This window comes from Caballeronia udeis, from assembly GCF_044909315.1.
Lineage (GTDB): Bacteria > Pseudomonadota > Gammaproteobacteria > Burkholderiales > Burkholderiaceae > Caballeronia > Caballeronia udeis_A.
In genome coordinates, this window is the sequence record NZ_JBIYEB010000038.1 from 56568 (window position 1) to 77463 (window position 20896).

General features: G+C 60.7%; 27 protein-coding genes and 1 riboswitch. All 27 genes read left to right on the plus strand.

Going from position 1 to position 20896, the window contains the following annotated elements; genetic code table 11:
* Window positions 1-11: 11 nt before the first annotated feature.
* A riboswitch (TPP riboswitch) is annotated at window positions 12-142 on the plus strand.
* A 207-nt stretch (window positions 143-349) separates the two neighbouring features.
* Window positions 350-1501, plus strand: coding sequence for an FAD-dependent oxidoreductase (locus tag ABH944_RS39070; protein WP_404613589.1), 1152 nt, complete (start codon window positions 350-352; stop codon window positions 1499-1501).
* An 8-nt stretch (window positions 1502-1509) separates the two neighbouring features.
* Window positions 1510-1707, plus strand: coding sequence for a sulfur carrier protein ThiS (gene thiS, locus ABH944_RS39075; RefSeq protein WP_062092273.1), 198 nt, complete (start codon window positions 1510-1512; stop codon window positions 1705-1707).
* Between the two features lie 21 nt (window positions 1708-1728).
* Complete coding sequence (locus tag ABH944_RS39080) at window positions 1729-2541, plus strand: thiazole synthase (protein WP_404613587.1); 813 nt, start codon at window positions 1729-1731, stop codon at window positions 2539-2541.
* A gap of 2 nt (window positions 2542-2543) precedes the next feature.
* Window positions 2544-3602 (plus strand): thiamine phosphate synthase, encoded by a 1059-nt coding sequence (gene thiE / locus ABH944_RS39085; protein ID WP_404613659.1) that lies wholly within the window; start codon window positions 2544-2546, stop codon window positions 3600-3602.
* A 117-nt stretch (window positions 3603-3719) separates the two neighbouring features.
* Window positions 3720-4538, plus strand: a complete 819-nt coding sequence (locus ABH944_RS39090) for an ABC transporter ATP-binding protein (protein WP_404613585.1) — start codon at window positions 3720-3722, stop codon at window positions 4536-4538.
* Window positions 4535-5302: a lipid asymmetry maintenance ABC transporter permease subunit MlaE gene (gene mlaE, locus ABH944_RS39095; protein WP_062092266.1), complete on the plus strand. Its 768-nt coding sequence runs from the start codon at window positions 4535-4537 to the stop codon at window positions 5300-5302. The genes ABH944_RS39090 and mlaE overlap by 4 nt, the downstream gene beginning before the upstream one ends.
* Window positions 5303-5414: 112 nt before the next feature.
* On the plus strand, window positions 5415-5978 hold the full coding sequence (gene mlaD, locus ABH944_RS39100) for an outer membrane lipid asymmetry maintenance protein MlaD (RefSeq protein WP_404613583.1): 564 nt from the start codon (window positions 5415-5417) through the stop codon (window positions 5976-5978).
* 97 nt (window positions 5979-6075) lie between these two features.
* Entirely contained in the window at window positions 6076-6972 is an 897-nt protein-coding gene (locus tag ABH944_RS39105) for an MlaA family lipoprotein (protein ID WP_404613581.1), read from the plus strand.
* A gap of 122 nt (window positions 6973-7094) precedes the next feature.
* Entirely contained in the window at window positions 7095-7724 is a 630-nt protein-coding gene (locus ABH944_RS39110) for an MlaC/ttg2D family ABC transporter substrate-binding protein (RefSeq protein ID WP_062092263.1), read from the plus strand.
* On the plus strand, window positions 7721-7990 hold the full coding sequence (locus ABH944_RS39115; protein WP_404613579.1) for an STAS domain-containing protein: 270 nt from the start codon (window positions 7721-7723) through the stop codon (window positions 7988-7990). The genes ABH944_RS39110 and ABH944_RS39115 overlap by 4 nt, the downstream gene beginning before the upstream one ends.
* Before the next feature lie 219 nt (window positions 7991-8209).
* Complete coding sequence (locus ABH944_RS39120) at window positions 8210-9136, plus strand: ABC transporter ATP-binding protein (RefSeq protein ID WP_062092262.1); 927 nt, start codon at window positions 8210-8212, stop codon at window positions 9134-9136.
* A complete protein-coding gene (locus ABH944_RS39125; protein WP_404613576.1) occupies window positions 9133-9888 on the plus strand; it encodes an ABC transporter permease in 756 nt (251 codons plus the stop codon). Before ABH944_RS39120 ends, ABH944_RS39125 begins: the two co-directional genes overlap by 4 nt.
* Before the next feature lie 52 nt (window positions 9889-9940).
* Window positions 9941-10180 (plus strand): BolA family protein, encoded by a 240-nt coding sequence (locus ABH944_RS39130; protein WP_031362176.1) that lies wholly within the window; start codon window positions 9941-9943, stop codon window positions 10178-10180.
* Window positions 10181-10311: 131 nt separating this feature from the next.
* Window positions 10312-11580, plus strand: coding sequence for a UDP-N-acetylglucosamine 1-carboxyvinyltransferase (gene murA / locus ABH944_RS39135; RefSeq protein ID WP_404613574.1), 1269 nt, complete (start codon window positions 10312-10314; stop codon window positions 11578-11580).
* Window positions 11577-12269: an ATP phosphoribosyltransferase gene (gene hisG, locus ABH944_RS39140; RefSeq protein WP_097265573.1), complete on the plus strand. Its 693-nt coding sequence runs from the start codon at window positions 11577-11579 to the stop codon at window positions 12267-12269. Before murA ends, hisG begins: the two co-directional genes overlap by 4 nt.
* Before the next feature lie 32 nt (window positions 12270-12301).
* Window positions 12302-13627 (plus strand): histidinol dehydrogenase, encoded by a 1326-nt coding sequence (gene hisD, locus ABH944_RS39145; RefSeq protein WP_404613571.1) that lies wholly within the window; start codon window positions 12302-12304, stop codon window positions 13625-13627.
* An 81-nt stretch (window positions 13628-13708) separates the two neighbouring features.
* The gene (gene hisC, locus ABH944_RS39150; protein WP_404613569.1) at window positions 13709-14779 is read left to right on the plus strand and encodes a histidinol-phosphate transaminase; all 1071 of its coding nucleotides are present in this window, start codon (window positions 13709-13711) and stop codon (window positions 14777-14779) included.
* Window positions 14780-14808: 29 nt separating this feature from the next.
* Window positions 14809-15396 carry an imidazoleglycerol-phosphate dehydratase HisB gene (gene hisB, locus ABH944_RS39155; protein WP_031362181.1) on the plus strand — a complete coding sequence of 196 codons (588 nt, stop codon included), beginning with the start codon at window positions 14809-14811 and terminating at the stop codon, window positions 15394-15396.
* A gap of 105 nt (window positions 15397-15501) precedes the next feature.
* A complete protein-coding gene (locus tag ABH944_RS39160) occupies window positions 15502-16122 on the plus strand; it encodes a MarC family protein (RefSeq protein ID WP_404613566.1) in 621 nt (206 codons plus the stop codon).
* A 31-nt stretch (window positions 16123-16153) separates the two neighbouring features.
* Complete coding sequence (gene hisH / locus ABH944_RS39165) at window positions 16154-16804, plus strand: imidazole glycerol phosphate synthase subunit HisH (protein ID WP_404613564.1); 651 nt, start codon at window positions 16154-16156, stop codon at window positions 16802-16804.
* A 172-nt stretch (window positions 16805-16976) separates the two neighbouring features.
* Window positions 16977-17729, plus strand: a complete 753-nt coding sequence (gene hisA / locus ABH944_RS39170) for a 1-(5-phosphoribosyl)-5-[(5-phosphoribosylamino)methylideneamino]imidazole-4-carboxamide isomerase (protein WP_062092255.1) — start codon at window positions 16977-16979, stop codon at window positions 17727-17729.
* A gap of 248 nt (window positions 17730-17977) precedes the next feature.
* Window positions 17978-18751, plus strand: coding sequence for an imidazole glycerol phosphate synthase subunit HisF (hisF, locus tag ABH944_RS39175; RefSeq protein ID WP_404613562.1), 774 nt, complete (start codon window positions 17978-17980; stop codon window positions 18749-18751).
* Window positions 18752-18754: 3 nt separating this feature from the next.
* Window positions 18755-19168 carry a phosphoribosyl-AMP cyclohydrolase gene (gene hisI / locus ABH944_RS39180; protein ID WP_404613560.1) on the plus strand — a complete coding sequence of 138 codons (414 nt, stop codon included), beginning with the start codon at window positions 18755-18757 and terminating at the stop codon, window positions 19166-19168.
* Entirely contained in the window at window positions 19168-19548 is a 381-nt protein-coding gene (locus ABH944_RS39185; RefSeq protein ID WP_047845404.1) for a phosphoribosyl-ATP diphosphatase, read from the plus strand. The genes hisI and ABH944_RS39185 overlap by 1 nt, the downstream gene beginning before the upstream one ends.
* A gap of 45 nt (window positions 19549-19593) precedes the next feature.
* A complete protein-coding gene (locus ABH944_RS39190; RefSeq protein WP_097265561.1) occupies window positions 19594-19986 on the plus strand; it encodes a DUF4870 family protein in 393 nt (130 codons plus the stop codon).
* A 54-nt stretch (window positions 19987-20040) separates the two neighbouring features.
* On the plus strand, window positions 20041-20403 hold the full coding sequence (locus tag ABH944_RS39195; RefSeq protein ID WP_062092250.1) for a histidine triad nucleotide-binding protein: 363 nt from the start codon (window positions 20041-20043) through the stop codon (window positions 20401-20403).
* 192 nt (window positions 20404-20595) lie between these two features.
* Window positions 20596-20826, plus strand: coding sequence for a Sec-independent protein translocase subunit TatA (gene tatA, locus ABH944_RS39200; RefSeq protein WP_050381548.1), 231 nt, complete (start codon window positions 20596-20598; stop codon window positions 20824-20826).
* Window positions 20827-20896: the final 70 nt, after the last annotated feature.

Genomic DNA, 20896 nt, shown 5'->3' on the forward strand with positions numbered 1-20896 from the left:
TTTAATGATCGACGACGAAACAGGGGTGCTTCGGCACGCGTCTCCCGGCTCATGAGAAGGGAAAAACGCGCGGCGAGGCTGAGAGAGTCCCTTTGCACCCGATCCGGGTAATACCGGCGAGGGAAGTTTCCGGAAACCGCCGCGTTTCCAGTTTCTTCCAGTATTGGCTGGCTCAGGAGCCGCAGGTCATGCGCTCCGAGGCCGCTTTCTCGCCGTGGTTTCGTCCCTGAAACAGGTTTTGTGCGCCGCGCGTGCAACCAGGGTTCGAAACGGGCATGACTCCCGATCTCGATTTCCGTGCTGTGTGCTCCGTGCGTTCTGCAGCGTTTGCTGAGGAGGCATCGTCATCGTGAACACCGTTGTGCATTCCACTCACTCCCGTGCGTCCGGGCGAGACGATTTTGCCGTCGTCGGCGGTGGCTTGTGCGGGCGGCTGGTCGCCTGGCTGCTGGCGGGCGCCGGGCGTCGCGTGGCGCTGTACGACCGCGGCGACGCCGCCGGCACGCAATCCGCCGCGTGGGTCGCGGCGGCAATGCTTGCGCCGCTCGCCGAGGCCGCCAGCGCCGAACTGCTGATCACCGAGCTCGGGGCGGCGTCGCTTGAGCGCTGGCCGGGTTTTATCGCCGATATGCCTGAGCCGGTGTTTTTCCAGCGCCACGGCACGCTGGTCGTCTGGCATGCCGGCGACCGCGCCGAAGCGCCGCTATTCGAGCGGCGTTTGCGCGCGAACGCGCCTTCCGAGCTGTTCCAGGACGGCTTTGTCAAACTCTCCGGTGCGCAAGTCACGGCGGCGGAGCCTGCACTGGGCACGCGCTTCCCGCAAGGCTGGCTGTTGCCGAACGAAGGCCAGCTCGACAACCGGCAGGTGCTGACGGCGCTGGCGGCCGGGCTGGCCGAACGAAATGTGGATCTTCACTGGAATACCTCAGTCGATACCCCGCCGGACGCGCGTTTTGTTATCGATTGCCGCGGTCTCGGCGGGAAACCGGCGTGGCCGGCGTTAAGAGGCGTTCGCGGCGAAGTGGCGCGTGTGCATGCGCCGGGTATCGGCCTGACGCGGCCGGTGCGTTTGCTGCATCCGCGTTATCCGCTTTATATCGCGCCGAAACAGGACGACCTTTATGTGATTGGCGCAACCGAAGTGGAGGGCGAAGACATGTCGCCCGTGACCGTGCGCTCAGCGCTCGAACTCCTGAGCGCGGCGTTCGCCGTGCATCCCGGTTTCGGTGAGGCGCGCATTCTCGAGCTCAATTCGCAATGCAGGCCGACCTTGCCCGACCATCGCCCGGCGATTGTCTGGGACGGCGCACGAACCTTGCGGGTGAACGGGCTGTATCGGCACGGATATATGATCGCGCCCGAAGTTGCCGACTCCGCCCGCGCACTCGCCGAAGCGCTTCTCGGCGGCGTGATCTCCGATCCGGATTCCTTTGACGACTGGCGCCGCCAAGCCCGCTGGTCCGCCTTGCTGCGCTGCGAACACGCGGCGCCCGTGCTTTGACTTTCATCATGAACATTCATATCAATCAGCAGCCGTTTTCCATGCCCGACGCCGCCACCGTCACCGACGCCCTCGCGGCTTTCGGCGCAAAACCGCCGTTCGCCGTGGCGCTGAACGGACAATTCGTCGCGCGTGGCGAGCATGCATCGAAGGCGCTTGCCGCCGGCGACAAACTCGACATCGTCTCGCCGGTCGCCGGCGGCTGATCCACCAACAGGAATCGAATCATGACTTCCACCATCACCACAGCCGATACCCTCACGCTCTATGGCACGCCGTTCCCGAGCCGGGTGCTGCTGGGAACATCGCGCTATCCGTCGCTGCAGTCACTGTCGGATTCCATCGATGCCGCCCGTCCCGGCATGGTGACCGTCGCGTTGCGGCGCCAGTCGAACACGGGTGAGGCCGGTTTCTTCGATGTCCTCAAGCGTCACGGCGTCGCGTTGCTGCCCAATACGGCCGGTTGCCAGACCGTGGACGAAGTGCTGACCACGGCGCGCATGGCCCGCGAACTCTTCGATACACCGTGGCTGAAGCTCGAACTGATTGGCGACGACTACACCCTGCAGCCCGACCCTATCGGCCTCGTGGAAGCCGCTGGAATACTGATCCGCGAAGGTTTCAAGGTGCTGCCTTACTGCACGGAGGATCTGGTGATCGGCCGGCGTCTTCTCGATGTCGGCTGCGAAGCCTTGATGCCGTGGGGTGCGCCTATCGGGACGGGCAAAGGTGTAACGAATCCCTACGGATTGCGCACGTTGCGCGAGCGGTTGCCGGACGTGCCGCTTATCGTCGACGCCGGTCTTGGCGTGCCGTCGCATGCGTGTCAGGTGATGGAGTGGGGTTTCGACGGCGTATTGCTGAACACGGCCGTCTCACAGGCGACGTTTCCGCCGCAGATGGCCCGCGCGTTTGCGCTGGGCGTCGAAGCGGGGCGGATGGCCTATCTCGCCGGGCCAATGGCCGAGCGTGATAGCGCACAAGCGAGCACGCCGGTGGTCGGCATGCCGTTCTGGCATCAAGACGGGAGTGCTGCATGAGTATGGTGTTGCTGGATAAGGAAGTATTTTGGCCGCCCGCCGACGAACTGCTGGAAGCCGCCGAGCGAATCCGGCGTCGGCTGGGTGAGTGGCCGGCGGGGTCGAAGGCATGGCGAATCTGCCTGAGCGAGCCGGATCATCCGCGCTCAGGCGATTTGATCGTCGGCAATGTCGAGCCGCTACCCGACGGAGTGGGACGGCTGACGGTAGGCGCCGGACGGGCGACCCTGCATCTGGACGATGTCGAATACGAGCTGGAAGGCGAATGGTCGGATGATTGGCCGGCCGCACTGGCGGCCTTCCTCGATTGCGGGTTCGAGCCGCACGACGCGCTTGTGCTGGCGCTCGCGTGGCGTCCGGCCAACCTGGATGAACTCGACGCCTGGCCTGTCGATTTTTCCACCTTCCCGAGGGTCGCGAATTTGCCGGCAGCGCCTTCAAAGCCTTTCCCCCATTGCCCGGACAGATTGGGCCTATACCCCGTCCTGCCGAGCGCGGAATGGGTCGAACGGGTACTTGACCAAGGTGTTGAAACGGCGCAATTACGCCGCAAAACCACCGATTCCGGCGATCTCAAACGAGAAATAGAACGTTCGGTAGCTGCGGGCGCGAAGCACCAGGCACGGCTTTTCATCAACGATCATTGGCAGGAGGCCATCAAGGCCGGCGCATACGGCGTGCATCTCGGCCAAGAGGACGTGGACACGGCCGACCTGAATGCGATCGCCGAAGCGGGCTTGCGCCTTGGCCTTTCAACGCACGGCTACTATGAAATACTGAAGGCGCTGCATTTCAAACCGAGCTATCTCGCGCTCGGCGCGGTGTTCCCGACCACGACCAAAGTCATGCCGACAGCGCCGCAAGGTTTGCCGCGCCTCGCCCGTTATGTGCGCCTGCTCGACGGTATCGTGCCGCTCGTTGCAATCGGTGGCGTGAACGGTGCGGTTCTGCGGCAGGTTCTGTCGACTGGTGTCGGAAGCGCAGCAGTCGTGCGGGCTGTTACAGAGGCGCCGGAACTGGCTGCTGCCATTTCTGCGCTGCAACACGAATTCGGGCGATAATGCCCCGCGTTCGGAAAGAAGTTCAGCCCGCTAAACCAGCCGAAAGGGACCGCCACGACACCCGTCGCGTAGAGGCCCTATAATTCGGCCTCTTGCGTAAAAGGATTGTCAGCCTCCGTGTCAGCTTCTCCCGAGACCTTGCTAGAGCTTCGCGACGTCGATTTCGGCTACGGCGACCGGCTCGTATTATCGAACCTGAACATGCGCTTCAAGCGCGGTCAGGTCGTGGCTGTCATGGGCGGTTCCGGCTGTGGCAAGACGACCGTGCTGCGCTTGATCGGCGGCCTGGTCAAGGCCCGGCGCGGGCAGGTGTTGTTCGGCGGCAAGGACGTCGGCACCCAGAACCGTGACGGCCTTTACGAGCTTCGCCGCAAGATGGGCATGCTGTTCCAGTTCGGCGCGCTTTTCACCGACCAGTCCGTATTCGACAATGTCGCGTTCCCGCTCCGGGAACACACCGATCTCCCCGAAGAACTCCTGCGCGACCTCGTGCTGATGAAGCTCAACGCGGTCGGTTTGCGCGGCGCGCGCGATCTTGCGCCGTCGGAGATATCGGGCGGCATGGCACGCCGCGTGGCGCTTGCCCGCGCCATCGCGCTCGATCCCGAACTGATGATGTACGACGAGCCCTTCGCAGGCCTCGATCCCATTTCGCTCGGCATCACGGCCAATTTGATCCGCACGCTGAACAGCGCGCTGGGCGCCACGTCCATTCTGGTGACGCACGACGTGCCGGAATCGTTCGCCATTGCCGATTACGTGTATTTCATCGCGAACGGCGCGGTTTTGGCTGAAGGTACGCCGGCGCAGTTGCGGGCGTCCCAGGAGCCGTCGATCCGGCAGTTCATCGACGGTGCGCCGGACGGGCCGTTCAAATTTCACTATCCAAGCACGACGCCGCTGGCGGCGGACTTTGGACTCGGAGCAAAAGCATGATCAGCGCCATCGGACGTACGGTGCTCGGCAGCTTCGGCACCATTGGCTACGCCACGCGCATGTTCCTGCGCCTGGTCGTCGAATTCTTCCCGTTGATGCGCCGGCCGCGGCTTGTCACGAAACAGATCCTGTTTGTCGGTAACTATTCGCTGTTGATCATTGCGGTTTCCGGCTTGTTCGTGGGGTTCGTGCTCGGCTTGCAGGGGTATCTCACCCTTAACCGATACGGCTCCGAGCAGGCGCTCGGCCTCCTGGTCGCGCTCTCGCTGGTGCGCGAACTCGGGCCGGTGGTCACCGCGCTGCTGTTCGCGGGCCGCGCGGGAACGTCACTCACCGCCGAGATCGGGCTAATGAAAGCAGGCGAGCAGCTTACGGCCATGGAAATGATGGCCGTTGACCCGCTCAAGGTGGTGGTGGCGCCGCGCTTCTGGGCGGGCATCATCGCCATGCCGATCCTGGCCGCCATTTTCAGTGCGGTCGGCATTTTCGGCGGTTATGTGGTTGGCGTGCTGATGATCGGCGTGGATTCGGGTGCGTTCTGGTCTCAGATGCAAGGCGGCATCGACGTATGGAGCGACGTAGGTAACGGCGTGGTCAAGAGCCTGGTGTTCGGCTTCGCCGTCACGTTCATCGCGTTGTTCCAGGGTTATGAAGCCCAGCCGACACCGGAAGGTGTTTCGCGCGCGACCACGAAGACGGTGGTGTACGGCTCGCTGGCCGTGCTCGGGCTGGACTTCCTGCTGACCGCGCTGATGTTCAACTGACTACTCCGGCCGGGACGCTCTTTGCGGGGCGATTCTGCTCACCGGTTCGTGGATGTTGTGAAGGACACGGTCCTTCACGCAAAAAACTGCGACAAGATTCTTTGGGAAGACGATGAAAAAGACTGCTGCTCTCGACTTTTGGGTCGGCCTCTTCGTGGTGCTGGGCTTCGTGGCGCTGTTATTCCTTGCGTTGAAGGCGGGCAACATGAGTTCGCTGTCGTTTCAGCCGACCTACGCGGTCAAGCTGAAATTCGACAATATTGGCGGGCTGAAGCCGCGTGCGCCGGTCAAGAGTGCTGGCGTGACGGTGGGCCGCGTGGATTCCATCGGCTTTGACCAGAACACGTATCAGGCGTTGGTCACGATCGATATCGACAAGCAGTATCAGTTTCCGAAGGATTCGTCCGCGAAGATCCTGACGTCGGGCTTGCTCGGCGAGCAGTACATCGGCCTGGAGCCGGGCGGTGACGACCAGATGCTCAAGGCCGGCGACACCATTTCGATGACGCAGTCGGCCGTGGTTCTCGAGAATCTGATCGGGCAATTCCTGTACAACAAGGCGGCGGATTCGGGTGCATCAAAAAGCCCTGCGACGCCTGCGACGCCTGCCACGCCTGCCGCACCGGCTTTCCCGGGCGCGGCGAGCGCGATGGGCGCTAGCGCGGCCGCTCAATGAGCCTGGTCGGGCAAATCCAGATTCCAGCCAGTCGAAGTCGGGCCGATCTCGCAGTACGGGCCTGCCTTCGGGGCAGCATCAATAAGGAGAAAAAGAAATGCAGGCAATGCGCGTAAACAGCGTGGCTGTGATGATCGCAGTGGCGGTGCTTGCCGGGTGCGCAACCGTCACGACGCCGACCAAGGGCGATCCGTTCGAGAGTTACAACCGGACGATGTTCAAGATCAATGACAAGATCGACGAGGTCGCGCTCAAGCCGATTGCGAAGGGTTACGTGTACGTTACGCCGCAGCCGGTGCGCGACAGCGTCACGAATTTCTTCGGCAACATCGGCGATATTTATACGGCCGCGAATAACCTAGTGCAGTTGAAGATTGCCGACGGCGTGTCGGACATCATGCGCGTCGTGATGAACTCGATCTTCGGCGTGGCCGGCTTGTTCGACGTAGCGAGCGTTGCCGGGCTGCCGAAACACACGCAGGACTTCGGTTTGACGCTTGGCCATTACGGCGTGCCGGCGGGTCCGTATGTGGTGCTGCCGTTGCTCGGACCCAGCACGGTGCGGGATACGGCGGGCACGGTTGTCGATTATTTCGGCAGTGTGACGAGCTACGTGGACCCGACCTGGTTCCGCACCACGTTATTCGGTGTGCAACTGGTCAACACGCGGGCCAACCTGCTTGGTGCAGGCGATGTGCTGTCCGGTGCCGCGCTCGACAAGTATTCGTTCGTGCGTAACGCGTATCTGCAGCGCCGCCAGTATCTGATTGGCGGCGACAACAGCGCAAGCGCAAGCAGTGAATCGCTGCCGAAGTACGAAGATGTAGGCGGCGCGGCAGCGGGCGCGGAGCCTGCTTCCGCAGCTACAGCCGCGTCAGGATCCGAAGCGGCTTCCGGTGCGGCGGCTGCGAGCGAACCGGGCGCGACTTCGGTGCGGCCGGACCAAATGGTGCCGCCGCGGGTGCCGTCATTCCCGTCGTTTAGGCTGCGATAAGCGTGGATAATGGCGGCCCGGTAATATAACGAAAGTGTTGTGACCGATGAATAGAGGGCGCGAGATGAACTCGTGCTGAACACCGCGCTCAAACTCAGGCCACTTTTTTTGCAGAGCCCGTAATGAAAAAACTATTTCTACTTCCCCTGTTTGCTTTGCTGATGGCGTTTTGTAGCGGTGCGTTCGCGCAGGCCGCGGACATGTCCACCCCCGACGGGCTGGTCAAGACAGTCACGTCGCAAGTGCTCGACCAGATCAAGTCCGACAAGCAGATCCAGTCGGGCAACATCACGCGCATCACGGAACTGGTGAACGAGAAGATCCTGCCTTACACGGACTTCACGCGGACCACGCGTCTCGTCATGGGACGCAACTGGAATACGGCCACGCCGCAGCAGCAGAAGGACATTGTCGAGCAGTTCAAGATGCTGCTGATCCGTACGTATTCGGGTGCGCTGGCGCAGGTTCGTGATCAACAGGTCCAGTACAAGCCGTTCCGTGCCGATCCTAGCGACACAGACGTGGTGGTGCGTTCGGTGGTGTTGAACAACGGTTCGCCGATCGAACTCGACTACCGTCTGTACAAGACGCCGCAGGGCTGGAAGGTCTATGACATCAACGTGCTCGGCGCGTGGCTGATCCAGGCTTACCAGCAGCAGTTCAACGAGCAGATCCAGCAACACGGCGTGGACGGGCTGCTGCAGTTCCTCACCCAGCGCAACCAGCAACTGGCGAGCGGCAAGACATCGTGAGTCGCTTCGAAACCGCCGCGACGCTCACGCACGAGAGCGCACGAAGCGCGCTCGACGCGGGTTTGTCGCGGATTGCAGCGGGCGCGACCGAAGTGGATTGCGCGTCGCTCAAACAATTCGATTCGTCGGCGCTCGCCGTGCTGCTCGCGTGGCAACGCGCGGCAGCGGCACGCGGCGCAGCGCTCATCGTCATCAACCTTCCCTCCGGGCTTGCCAGTCTCGCGCAAGCCTATGGCGTAGATACGCTCCTCACCTTCCGACATTGACCCTGTCCTGCTGAATCATCGGCGCGTTTCGATATCGACGAACGTGCCTCGCAGGGTTGGCAGGGTTGTTCTGGACTCGCTAGCGGCTAAGCTCTGCCGCGTTTGGCCTATAATCAACCGTTTTTTCGGCCCGCTGTCTGCCTTTCATTTTTGTAAAGGCCGGTTCCGGTTCCGATCCGCACACATCGAGGCGCAGCCCCCGCCGGCGCGCGCACTGTCATGTCAGCCATAGAAATACGCAACGTCAAGAAGCGCTACAAAGAGCTGCAAGCGCTCAAAGGCGTGAACCTCGTCGTCGAAGAAGGCGAGTTTTTCGGCCTGCTCGGCCCCAACGGTGCCGGTAAAACTACCCTCATCAGCATCCTTGCGGGTCTCGCGCGCGCCGATAGCGGATCCATTTCCGTGCTCGGCCACGACGTGATCACGGATTTTCGCCAGGCGCGCCGCTCGCTGGGCGTCGTGCCGCAGGAGCTCGTCTTCGATCCGTTTTTCACGGTCCGCGAGTCGCTGCGCATCCAGTCCGGCTATTTCGGCCTGCGCAAGAACGATGACTGGATCGACGAAATCATGGCCAATCTCGATCTCACCGAGAAAGCCGACGTCAACACGCGCGCACTGTCAGGCGGCATGAAACGTCGTGTGCTGGTGGCCCAGGCGCTGGTCCACAAGCCACCGGTGATCGTGCTCGACGAGCCGACCGCGGGCGTCGATGTCGAATTGCGCCAGACGCTGTGGAAGTTCATCTCCCGGTTGAATCGCGAAGGCCACACCATCGTGCTGACGACGCACTATCTTGAAGAAGCCGAGGCGCTGTGCGACCGGCTCGCCATGTTGCGTCGCGGTGAAGTCGTCGCACTTGAGCGGACCAGCACACTGTTGCAGCGCTTCGCCGGAATGCAGCTTTCGTTGCGTTTTACGCAGGGCGTATTGCCCGCTGAGTTGCGCGCGTTGGAAGTCGATCCGCGCGCAGCCTCCGGGACCAATCATTTGCTGCGGCTTGCAAGTTATGACGACGTCGAGCCGATTCTGGCGAAATGCCGCGCGGCGGGCTGCACGTTCGATGAAATCGACGTGCGCAAAGCCGATCTGGAGGATGTGTTCGTGCAGGTGATGAACGAGCCGGAAGTGATCGAGGGTCTTTCATGAGCGGCTTTCGTACCCTGTTCTACAAAGAAATCCTGCGCTTCTACAAGGTTGCGTTTCAAACGGTGCTCGCGCCGGTCATCACGGCGCTTTTGTACCTGATGATCTTCGGGCACGCGCTGACGAATCACGTCGAGGTTTATCCGGGCGTGGCCTATACCAGCTTCCTCGTGCCGGGCCTCGTGATGATGAGCGTGTTGCAGAACGCGTTCGCGAACAGTTCGTCGTCGCTGATTCAGTCGAAGATCACGGGCAACCTGGTGTTCGTGCTGCTGCCGCCGCTCTCTCACTGGGAAATGTATTTCGCGTACGTGCTCGCGTCCGTCGTGCGCGGGATTGCGGTTGGCTTCGGCGTGTTTATTGTCACGGTATGGTTCATTCCCATGAGCTTCGCCGCGCCGTTCTACATTCTCGGCTTTGCGATCCTCGGCTCTGCAATTCTAGGAACGCTCGGATTGATCGCCGGGGTCTGGGCCGATAAATTCGACCAGCTTGCGGCATTCCAGAACTTTTTGATCATGCCGCTGACTTTCCTGTCGGGCGTGTTTTACTCCACCCATACGCTGCCGCCCATCTGGCGCGAAGTGTCGCGGCTGAATCCGTTCTTCTACATGATCGACGGTTTCCGCTACGGCTTCTTCGGCATGTCCGACATCGATCCGCTCGTGAGCCTTGGCATTGTCGGCGGGTTTTTCATCGTTCTGGCTGTGATCGCCATGCGCTTGCTGGCAAGCGGTTACAAACTGCGTCATTGATACCGTCAGCGAACAGTCACTCATCAGTTCGCATAATTTTCAGGAGACTTCCATGTTGCCGACTCCGGAACAAGTGAAGGAATACATTGCTGGCGGCCTCGCTTGCCAGCATGTCGAAGTAGAAGGCGACGGCCAGCATTTCTTCGCGACCATCGTGAGCGACGCATTCGAAGGCAAGCGGCCTATCGCGCGCCATCAACTCGTCTACGCGGCGCTCGGCGACCGCATGCGCGCGGAAATCCACGCGCTGAGCATGAAAACGCTGACCCCGGCCGAGTGGAAACCCGTCTGAGCGTTCTTCACATTTAATGTCCACGCATCACCCGTAACCGACTGGCTGACAATTTAGTGCGATTCACTCAAGACAACCGCGACGCCGATAACGGCGCCGCAGCAGGAAGCTCCGTAGAAGGAACGCCAAGCATGGATAAACTCGTGATTGTCGGGGGCGCGAAGCTCTCGGGCGAAATCGTCGTATCGGGTGCGAAGAACGCGGCGTTGCCCATTCTTTGCGCCAGCTTGCTCACCGCTGACGACGTCCATCTGGAGAACGTGCCGAACCTGCAAGACGTGCGCACGATGCTCAAATTGCTCAACCAGATGGGCCTGCGTTCCGAATCAGCGGACGGAAAGGTCTGGCTGAATGCATCGAAGGTCGACAATCTTGTAGCGCCCTATGAAATGGTCAAGACCATGCGGGCATCAATCCTCGTGCTCGGGCCGTTGCTTGCGCGTTTCGGCGAAGCGAAGGTGTCGTTGCCGGGTGGCTGCGCGATCGGCGCGCGTCCCGTCGATCAGCACATCAAGGGCCTGCAGGCGATGGGCGCCGAGATCACGATCGAGCACGGCTTCATTGAAGCGCGGGCGAAGCGGCTTAAGGGCGCGCGCATCGTCACCGACATGATCACCGTCACCGGCACGGAAAACCTGCTGATGGCGGCGGTGCTGGCGGAAGGCGAAACGGTCATCGAAAACGCGGCGCGCGAGCCGGAAGTCAGCGATCTCGCGAATCTGCTTGTCGCGATGGGCGCGAAGATCGATGGGATCGGGTCGGACCGGCTGGTGATTCAAGGTGTCGACAAGTTGCACGGCGCGCGTCATTCGGTCGTGCCGGATCGGATTGAAGCAGGCACGTTCCTGTGTGCGGTCGCGGCGACCGGCGGCGACGTGACGTTGCGCAACGTGAATCCCTCGTTGCTCGAAGCAGTGATTGAAAAGCTGCACGAAGCGGGTGTATCTGTTGAAGAAGGCGAGAGCTGGATTCGCGTGCGCATGAGCAAACGTCCGAGTGCGGTCAGCTTCCGTACATCGGAATATCCGGCGTTCCCCACCGACATGCAGGCGCAGTTCATGGCGCTCAACACGCTCGCGACCGGTACGTCGCAGGCGGTGGAAACCATCTTCGAAAACCGTTTCATGCACGTGCAGGAACTGAACCGGCTGGGCGCGAGCATCACTATCGACGGCAACACGGCGCTGGTGACCGGCGTACAGAAACTGTCGGGTGCCAAGGTGATGGCGACTGACCTGCGGGCATCGGCGAGCCTGGTGATCGCGGCCATGTGCGCGGATGGCGAAACGCTGATTGATCGTATTTATCACCTCGATCGCGGGTACGACCGTATGGAAAGCAAACTCACGGCGGTTGGCGCGAACGTGCGGCGCATCAAGGGTAGCGGAGGCGAGCAATGAGTTCGCTGCAAACTTCCCGGTCGCTGAGCTCGGTGCCGTCCAGCGCGATGTTGACGCTGGCGTTATCGAAGGGACGGATCTTCGATGAAACCCTGCCGCTGCTCGCCGCAGCCGGCGTGGAAGTGACCGAAGATCCCGAAACGTCACGCAAGCTGATCTTGCCGACCACGAATCCGAATTTGCGCGTGATCATCGTGCGTGCGACCGATGTCCCGACCTACGTCGAGTACGGCGCAGCCGACTTCGGCGTGGCGGGCAAGGACGTGCTGATCGAGCACGGCGGCGGCGGGTTGTATCAACCGATCGATCTGAATATTGCGCGCTGCCGGATGTCGGTGGCGGTGAAAAACGGCTTCGATTACGACACTGCAGTGCGGCAAGGCGCCCGGCTGCGCGTCGCGACAAAATATGTTGAAGTGGCACGTGAGCATTTCGCGGCGAAGGGCGTTCACGTCGATCTGATCAAGCTGTATGGATCGATGGAACTGGCGCCGCTGGTCGGTCTGGCCGACGCCATTGTCGACCTGGTCAGTTCAGGTAATACGTTGCGTGCGAATGATTTGGTCGAAGTCGAAGAAATCATGGAAATATCGTCGCGTCTGGTCGTCAATCAGGCCGCGCTGAAGTTGAAGCGTGCTGCGTTGAAGCCGTATCTCGATGCGTTCGAGCGCGCGTCGGCCGGCGCGTAAAAGTAGAGCAGGGCAAACAAACGGATACCAGCATGTCTATCAAGATTCGCAAACTCGATTCCAGTGCCAATGGTTTTCACACGGCGCTGCACGCGGTGCTCGCGTTCGAGGCGAGCGAGGACGAAGCCATTGAGCGCTCGGTCGCGCAGATTCTCGCCGATGTCAAAAAGCGTGGCGACGACGCCGTCCTGGACTACACGAACAAGTTTGACCGGCTGAAGGCCGAAAGCGTCGCATCGCTGGAATTGCCGGCGGCCGAACTGGAAGCGGCGCTCGAAGGGCTCGAACCGAAGCGCCGCGCCGCGCTGGAAGCCGCGGCGGCGCGCGTGCGCGGGTATCACGAGAAACAGCGGATCGAGTGCGGCAGTCATAGCTGGCAGTACACGGAAGCCGACGGCACGGTGCTCGGCCAGAAAGTCACGCCGCTGGATCGCGCGGGTATCTATGTGCCGGGCGGCAAGGCGGCGTATCCGTCGTCGGTGCTGATGAACGCGATTCCCGCGCGCGTTGCCGGCGTGAAGGAAATCGTGATGGTCGTGCCCACGCCGGACGGCGTGAAAAATCCGCTGGTGCTCGCAGCCGCGTTGCTGGGCGGTGTGGATCGCGTGTTCACGATTGGCGGTGCGCAGGCAATTGGCGCGCTGGCCTATGGGACGCAATCCATTCCTGCCGTCGACAAAATCTGCGGCCCGGGCAACGCGTACGTGGCATCGGCAAAACGACGCGTGTTCGGCACGGTCGGTATCGACATGATCGCGGGACCGTCGGAAATCCTGATTATCTGCGACGCCACCACGGATCCGCGCTGGGTCGCGATGGACCTGTTCTCGCAAGCCGAACACGACGAACTCGCGCAATCCATCCTGCTGTGCCCGGACGCCGCATTCATCCAGCGCGTGGAAGACGCAATCAACGAATTGCTGCCCACGTTGCCCCGTCGCGACGTGATCCAGCGCTCGCTCGAAGACCGCGGCGCGCTGATCAAGGTCGCGGACATGAACGAAGCCTGCGCGATCGCCAACGACATCGCGCCGGAACACCTCGAAATTTCCGCGCTCGATCCGCATCACTGGGCGGCGCAGATCCGTCATGCGGGCGCTATCTTCCTTGGCCGCTACACGAGCGAAAGTCTCGGCGATTACTGCGCGGGACCGAATCACGTGCTGCCGACGTCGCGGACTGCACGGTTCTCATCGCCGCTGGGTGTGTACGACTTCCTGAAGCGCTCGAGCGTGATTGAAGTCAGCGCGGAAGGCGCGCAGACGCTTGGCGAGATTGCGGCCGAACTGGCGTATGGCGAAGGCCTCCAGGCGCACGCGCGCAGCGCTGAATACCGGATGAAAAATACGTCGCAGTAACTGAGCAACGACGCAAACCGAGTTAAACACCGAGGCGGCCTTAGAGCCGCCCAACGTCCGGCGCTGGAGTCCGGCAATACCATGACACGACCACAAGACATTCTGCGCCCCGACGTCCTCGCGATGACGTGTTATCCCGTGCCGGATTCAACCGGCCTCGTGAAGCTCGACGCGATGGAAAATCCGTATCGGTTGCCGGCGAACCTGGCTGTTCAGTTGGGCGAACGACTGGCGGACGTTGCGTTGAACCGATACCCCGAACCGCGCCCAACTGCGTTGATCGAGAAGATCAAGCGCGTCATGCAGGTGCCCGCCGCGTGCGAATTGCTGCTCGGCAATGGTTCGGATGAATTGATCAGCATGATGTCGATGGCGTGCGCGAAACCCGGCGCTGCAGTTGTTGCACCGGTTCCCGGCTTCGTGATGTACGCGATGTCGGCGAAGTTCGCGGGGCTTGAGTTTATCGGCGTGCCGTTGAACGCGGATTTCACGCTCGACGTCGATGCGCTGATTACCGCAATCGAAACGCACAACCCCGCGCTGGTATATCTCGCGTATCCGAACAATCCGACCGGCACGCTCTACGATGACGCGGACATTGAATGCGTGATCGCGGCGGCATCGAATAGCCTGGTCGTGATCGATGAAGCGTATCAACCGTTCGCGCAGCAAAGCTGGCTGCCGCGCGCGGCGGACTTCGACAACGTTGTCGTGATGCGGACCATGTCGAAGCTCGGTCTGGCGGGTATTCGCCTGGGCTATCTGGCGGGCAAGGCGTCGTGGACGACCGAATTCGATAAAGTGCGCCCGCCATACAACGTCAATGTGCTGACGCAGGCGGCCGCGGATTTCATGCTCGATCACCTCGACGTACTCGACGCTCAGGCAACCGAGCTCCGCGCCGAGCGCACGCGCCTGGAAGACGCGATCAAGGCGCTGCCCGGCACGACCGTTTTCCCGAGTGCCGGCAACTTCCTGCTCGTTCGTGTTCCCGATGCCGCTGCTGTATTCGAAACCCTGTTGACATCGCGGGTTTTGATCAAAAACGTGAGTAAAATGCATCCGTTATTGGCAAATTGCGTGCGTTTGACGGTTGGATCGGCGCAAGAGAATGCGCAAATGATCGCTGCCCTGAAACTCGCGCTGCACTGAAATCTCTTAAAAGCCTCGAAGGAAACACCATGCGCATTGCGGAAGTCGTTCGCAACACCAGCGAAACGCAGATCCGTGTGAAGCTCGACCTGGACGGCACCGGCAAGCAAAAGCTCGCCACGGGTGTGCCGTTTCTCGATCACATGCTTGACCAGATCGCGCGTCACGGCCTCTTCGACCTTGAAGTCGAAGCGCATGGCGACCTTCATATCGACGACCACCACACGGTGGAAGACACGGGTATCACGCTGGGCCAGGCAGTGGCGAAGGCGATCGGCGACCGCAAGGGTATTCGCCGGTATGGACATTCCTACGTGCCGCTCGACGAAGCGCTGTCACGCGTAGTGATCGATTTTTCGGGCCGGCCGGGACTGGAATTTCACGTTCCGTTCACGCGTGCGCGTATTGGTACGTTCGACGTCGATCTCACCATCGAATTCTTCCGCGGCTTCGTGAATCATGCGGGCGTGACGCTGCATATCGACAATTTGCGCGGTATCAACGCGCATCATCAGGTGGAAACCGTCTTCAAGGCATTCGGCCGCGCGTTGCGCATGGCTGTTGAGCTGGACGAGCGCGCGGCCGGGCAGATTCCATCGACCAAGGGCAGCCTTTAAGCGCCTTCTAAATAACGCGGAAAACCGGCAAACGAAGGGCGTGCTCTCAAGCGTGATCGAGCACGTTCCGGCCGTCCGCGTCGATACGAGCCATGCTGGCCTGCGATGAATCTACTCAAGTCGTTTATTTCGTTGCTCGCGCTGATCAATCCGGTCGGCGCCATCCCGTTTTTCCTGAGCCTGACGACCGACATGTCGAGCTCGGAAAAGGCCGGCACGATCCGGATTGCGTCCATTTCAGTCTTCTGCGTGATTGCGGTGACCGCGCTGCTCGGACAGCAGATCATCGCGTTCTTCGGGATTTCGGTCGGTTCTCTTGAAGTGGGCGGCGGCATCATCATGTTGTTGATGGCGATCAACATGTTGAACGCGCAAGTCGGCAACACGCGCTCCACGCCGGAAGAGCGACACGAAGCCGAGATGAAAAACAGCATCGCGGTCGTGCCGCTCGCCATTCCGCTGCTGACGGGGCCGGGTTCCATCAGCACGGTGATCGTCTATTCTGCAAGTGTGGTGCACTGGTATGACCGTCTCGGGCTGGTCGTGATCGGCGCGGTTCTGGCGGGATTGTGCTTCGGCGCGTTGATGCTCGCCGAACCCATTGCGCGCTGGGTCGGGCGCACCGGCATCAACATCGGCACGCGGCTGATGGGCTTGATGTTGTCGGCGCTGGCGGTGGAATTTATCGTCAATGGATTGAAGGTGTTGTTGCCCTCTTTGAAATAGCGTTCTGGAACGTGCTGAATTGAATACTTCGATGAAAACTTCAATAGCAATCGTGGACTATGGCATGGGCAACCTGCGCTCCGTATATCAGGCGCTCCGCAAGGCCGCGCCCGAAGCGGACGTGGCGATAGTCGAGCAGCCCGAAGCGATCCGTGCAGCTGAGCGTGTCGTGCTGCCGGGACAGGGCGCCATGCGCGACTGCATGGCACACCTCGGCGCGTCGGGCTTGCAGGAAGCCGTGATGGAAGCCGCGCGCGACAAACCCATGCTGGGCGTGTGTGTCGGCGAGCAGATGCTGTTCGATTGGAGCGAGGAAGGGGGCGAGAAGGGTACGAACGGCCTTGGCCTGATACCCGGCAAGGTCTTGCGCTTCGACCTGCAAGGCCAGCTGCAGGACGACGGTTCGCGTTTCAAAGTGCCGCAAATGGGCTGGAACCGCGTGCGCCAGACGCAGCGACATGCATTGTGGGACGGCGTGCCCGACGAATCGTTTTTCTATTTCGTGCACAGTTATTACGGCGTCCCGGACAATCCGGCGCATACGTCCGGCGAAACCCTGTACGGCGCACCGTTCACCTCGGCCATTGCACGGGACAATCTGTTCGCGACCCAGTTTCACCCCGAGAAGAGCGCGGACGCGGGCTTGCAGCTGTATCGAAACTTCGTACACTGGAAACCGTAAAGTTCGCGTTTTTGGTGCTGTTTTAGCGTTGGTTTGACGTTTTGGCTTATGCCGTTTGCAGCGGCGAGCCTTGCATCACTTGTACTACACTAGCGAGACGGCAAGCAAAACAAAGGCGCTGTGCCCAAGTTTGCAACCGTTCGATTAACCCTTATCCGATAATGCTATTTCTATGTTGCTCATTCCGGCCATCGATCTAAAAGACGGTCAGTGCGTACGCCTCAAACAAGGCGATATGGACCAGGCGACCATTTTTTCCGAAGATCCGGCGGCAATGGCCCGGCTATGGGTCGATCGGGGCGCGCGGCGGCTTCATCTCGTCGACCTGAACGGCGCATTCGCCGGCAAGCCGAAAAACGAAGAAGCCATCCGCGCCATCATCCAGGAAGTCGGCAACGACATTCCGGTGCAGCTCGGCGGCGGCATTCGCGACCTGAACACCATCGAGCGATATCTTGACGACGGTCTGGAGTACGTGATCATCGGCACGGCGGCGGTGAAAAATCCGGGCTTCCTGCAAGATGCGTGCACCGCGTTCGCGGGTCATATCATCGTCGGGCTGGATGCGAAGGACGGCAAGGTTGCCACCGACGGCTGGAGCAAGCTGACCGGTCATGAAGTCATTGACCTTGGCCGCAAGTTCGAAGACTACGGCTGCGAGGCGATCATCTACACAGATATCGGCCGCGACGGCATGTTGCAGGGCATCAACATTGAAGCCACTGTGCGCCTCGCGCAAGCCGTCAAGATTCCAGTGATCGCGAGCGGCGGGTTGTCGAACCTGGGCGACATCGACTCGCTGTGCGAAGTGGAAGACGAGGGCATTGAAGGCGTGATCTGTGGACGTGCGATCTATTCGGGCGACCTGGATTTCGCGGCTGCGCAAGCGCGCGCCGACAAGCTGCGCGAAGCCGACGACGCCTGAGCTGCAGCATGCTGCGAGGGCGCCGGCGGTCGCGGATAACCTGACATCGCGGTGAGCTTTTCAGCACGCCTGATTTAAGCGCCTCATGTGCTTGGCGGATGGCTTTTCGCTCGGCTTGACCGAGGGCATGCCGCAAGTTCGTTCAGGCGGGGCGGCGTTTCGTGGTTTCTTCTCGCGACGGTCAATTTCGATTAAACCGCCTCGCTTTCCTAAGCACTCGTTCGCAACAAAACGGCATTCGCACCAACATGGCTCTCGCTAAACGCATTATCCCGTGTCTCGACGTCACCGCCGGCCGCGTGGTCAAGGGTGTTAATTTCCTCGAATTGCGCGACGCGGGCGATCCTGTCGAAATTGCTCGCCGATACGACGACCAGGGCGCTGACGAACTCACGTTCCTCGATATCACCGCCACCTCCGACCAGCGCGACCTGATTCTGCCGATCATCGAACAAGTGGCGTCACAGGTTTTTATCCCGCTGACGGTTGGCGGCGGCGTGCGCGCTGTGGAAGACGTGCGCCGGCTGCTGAACGCGGGCGCCGACAAGATCAGCATGAATTCATCGGCGGTGGCGAATCCGCAACTCGTACGCGACGCGTCGGATAAACATGGTTCACAGTGCATTGTGGTGGCCATTGACGCGAAGCGCGTCAGCGCCGCGGACGAAACCCCACGCTGGGAAGTTTTCACGCACGGCGGCCGCAAGAACACAGGGCTTGACGTGATCGAGTGGGCTCGCAAGATGGCGGAATTTGGCGCGGGCGAGATCCTGCTGACCAGCATGGATCGCGATGGCACGAAAAGCGGCTTCGACCTTGCGTTGACACGGGCGGTATCGGACGCCATTTCCATTCCTGTGATCGCCTCGGGCGGCGTGGGATCCCTCGCGCATCTGGCCGACGGCATCACCGAAGGTCACGCCGATGCGGTGCTTGCGGCCAGCATCTTCCACTATGGCGAACACACGGTCGGCGAGGCAAAACGCTTCATGGCCGCTCAGGGCATATCGGTGAGGATTTAAGCGGTGACTGCACAAACTGAAGAGGCGGCCTGGATCGAGAAGGTCAAGTGGGACGCGAACGGCCTTGTACCGGTGATCGCGCAGGAATCCACAACGGGCGACGTACTGATGTTCGCGTGGATGAACCGCGAAGCATTGGCGAAAACCATCGAACTGAAGCGCGCGGTGTATTACTCGCGTTCGCGCCAGCGCTTATGGTTCAAGGGTGAGGAATCGGGACACGTCCAGCACGTGCACGAAGTGCGGCTCGATTGCGACGAAGACGTCGTACTACTGAAAGTGGAACAGGTGTCGGGCATTGCATGCCACACAGGCCGCCATTCGTGCTTTTTCCAGAAATTCGAGGGGTCGGTGGAAACGGGCGACTGGGTCGCTGTTGAACCGGTCTTGATGGACCCCGAACATATCTATAAGTAATGACTCAAGCCACGCTTTCCACGCAAGACACGCTACTGCGCCTCGCGGCGATTATCGATAGCCGCAAGGGCGGGGACCCGGAACAATCCTACGTTTCCCGACTCTTTCATAAAGGTGACGACGCTATTCTCAAGAAGATCGGCGAGGAAGCAACCGAAGTCGTGCTGGCCGCCAAGGACACGCGACACGGTGGTGCACCCAAGGCACTTGTCGGCGAAGTGGCCGACTTGTGGTTCCATTGTCTCGTGATGCTGTCCCATTTCGACCTCGGTCCGGCAGACGTCATTGCCGAGCTGGAACGGCGGGAAGGAATGTCGGGAATCGAAGAAAAGGCGCTACGCAAATCCCGCGATCGCGAGCAGAACGAAAACGGCGGCTAAGTTGCAAGGTCGAGTCACGTTCGACCGGTCGCCGAGGAGGATGAAATGAATCAGTCTTACGAGCCTTATCCGCCGCCTGTTTATCAAAACTCGCCCGAATCCGAGCGCCTGCGCAGCTTGCGCACGTTGACCCATGTGCTTTACGCGCTCTACGCCGCCTACTGGCTGACGGGTGGACTGACTGTGCTGGTCGCCGTCATCATCAATTACCTGAAACGCGATGATGTCGCCGGAACACCTTACGAAGCGCATTTCCGATGGCAAATCCGCACGTTCTGGCTGGCGCTGCTCGGTCACGTGATCGGCATAGCGTTGATCTGGGTGTTTATCGGCTTCCCCATTTTGTTCGTTGTCGGGATCTGGACACTTTATCGCGTTATAAAGGGCTGGCTGTTCTTGTACGAGAACAAGCCCCTGCAACCGGGTGCCTGGGTTTGAGGCTGAACGCTGGCCCCTTAACTTGCATTCATATCGGGATATCACACGACACACATGAGCCAAGAGAACTGCATTTTCTGCAAGATCGCTGCGGGAGAAATTCCAAGCAAGAAAGTCCATGAGGACGATGAATTTGTTGCTTTTCACGATATCAACCCGGCCGCACCCGTTCATGTGCTCGTGATCCCGCGTAAACATATTGAGACGCTGTCGAGCTGCACCGAAGCCGATGCGCCGCTGCTTGGTAGAATGCTGAGCCTGACGGCGCGGCTTGCTGACGAGCTGGGCGTGGCGTACACCGGCGGCGACACCGGTTTCCGCACGGTCATCAACACCGGGCCGGGCGGCGGGCAAGAGGTGTATCACATTCACGCCCATATCCTCGCCGGGGAACGTCCGTGGCGCCGGATGGGGTGACGGGTTTTTTTGCGAATGTACGTGATCGTCCGGTCAGGATGTAATGAAAACGAAAGCGTCTTTCCAGCGCAATATTGGGCGCGCAAAATATAGGTTTAATCATCGGGGCGTAGACGCTCCGACTCGGGCCGCAAGGTCCACATTCTTCGTCGCGAGCGACATGCGTGGCGGAGCCAAGGAGAGTTTTCAGTCATGGGTTCGTTGAGCATTTGGCATTGGTTGATCGTTTTGCTGATCGTGGCACTGGTTTTCGGCACGAAAAAACTGCGCAACATCGGCGGCGATCTGGGCGGCGCGGTAAAGGGTTTCAAGGAAGGCATGAAGGAAGGCGAAGCAACACCGACCGAGCAGCGTGAATTGCCGCGCAACGGCACGGTCGACGTGGAAGCGAAGGACAAGACCCGTTCGAGCGACTACCGCTAACCCAAGCTGATTGAACTGATTAAGCACGGTTAAGCCCGGCACCGGCCACTCCCACTCGCCACCCTCAGGA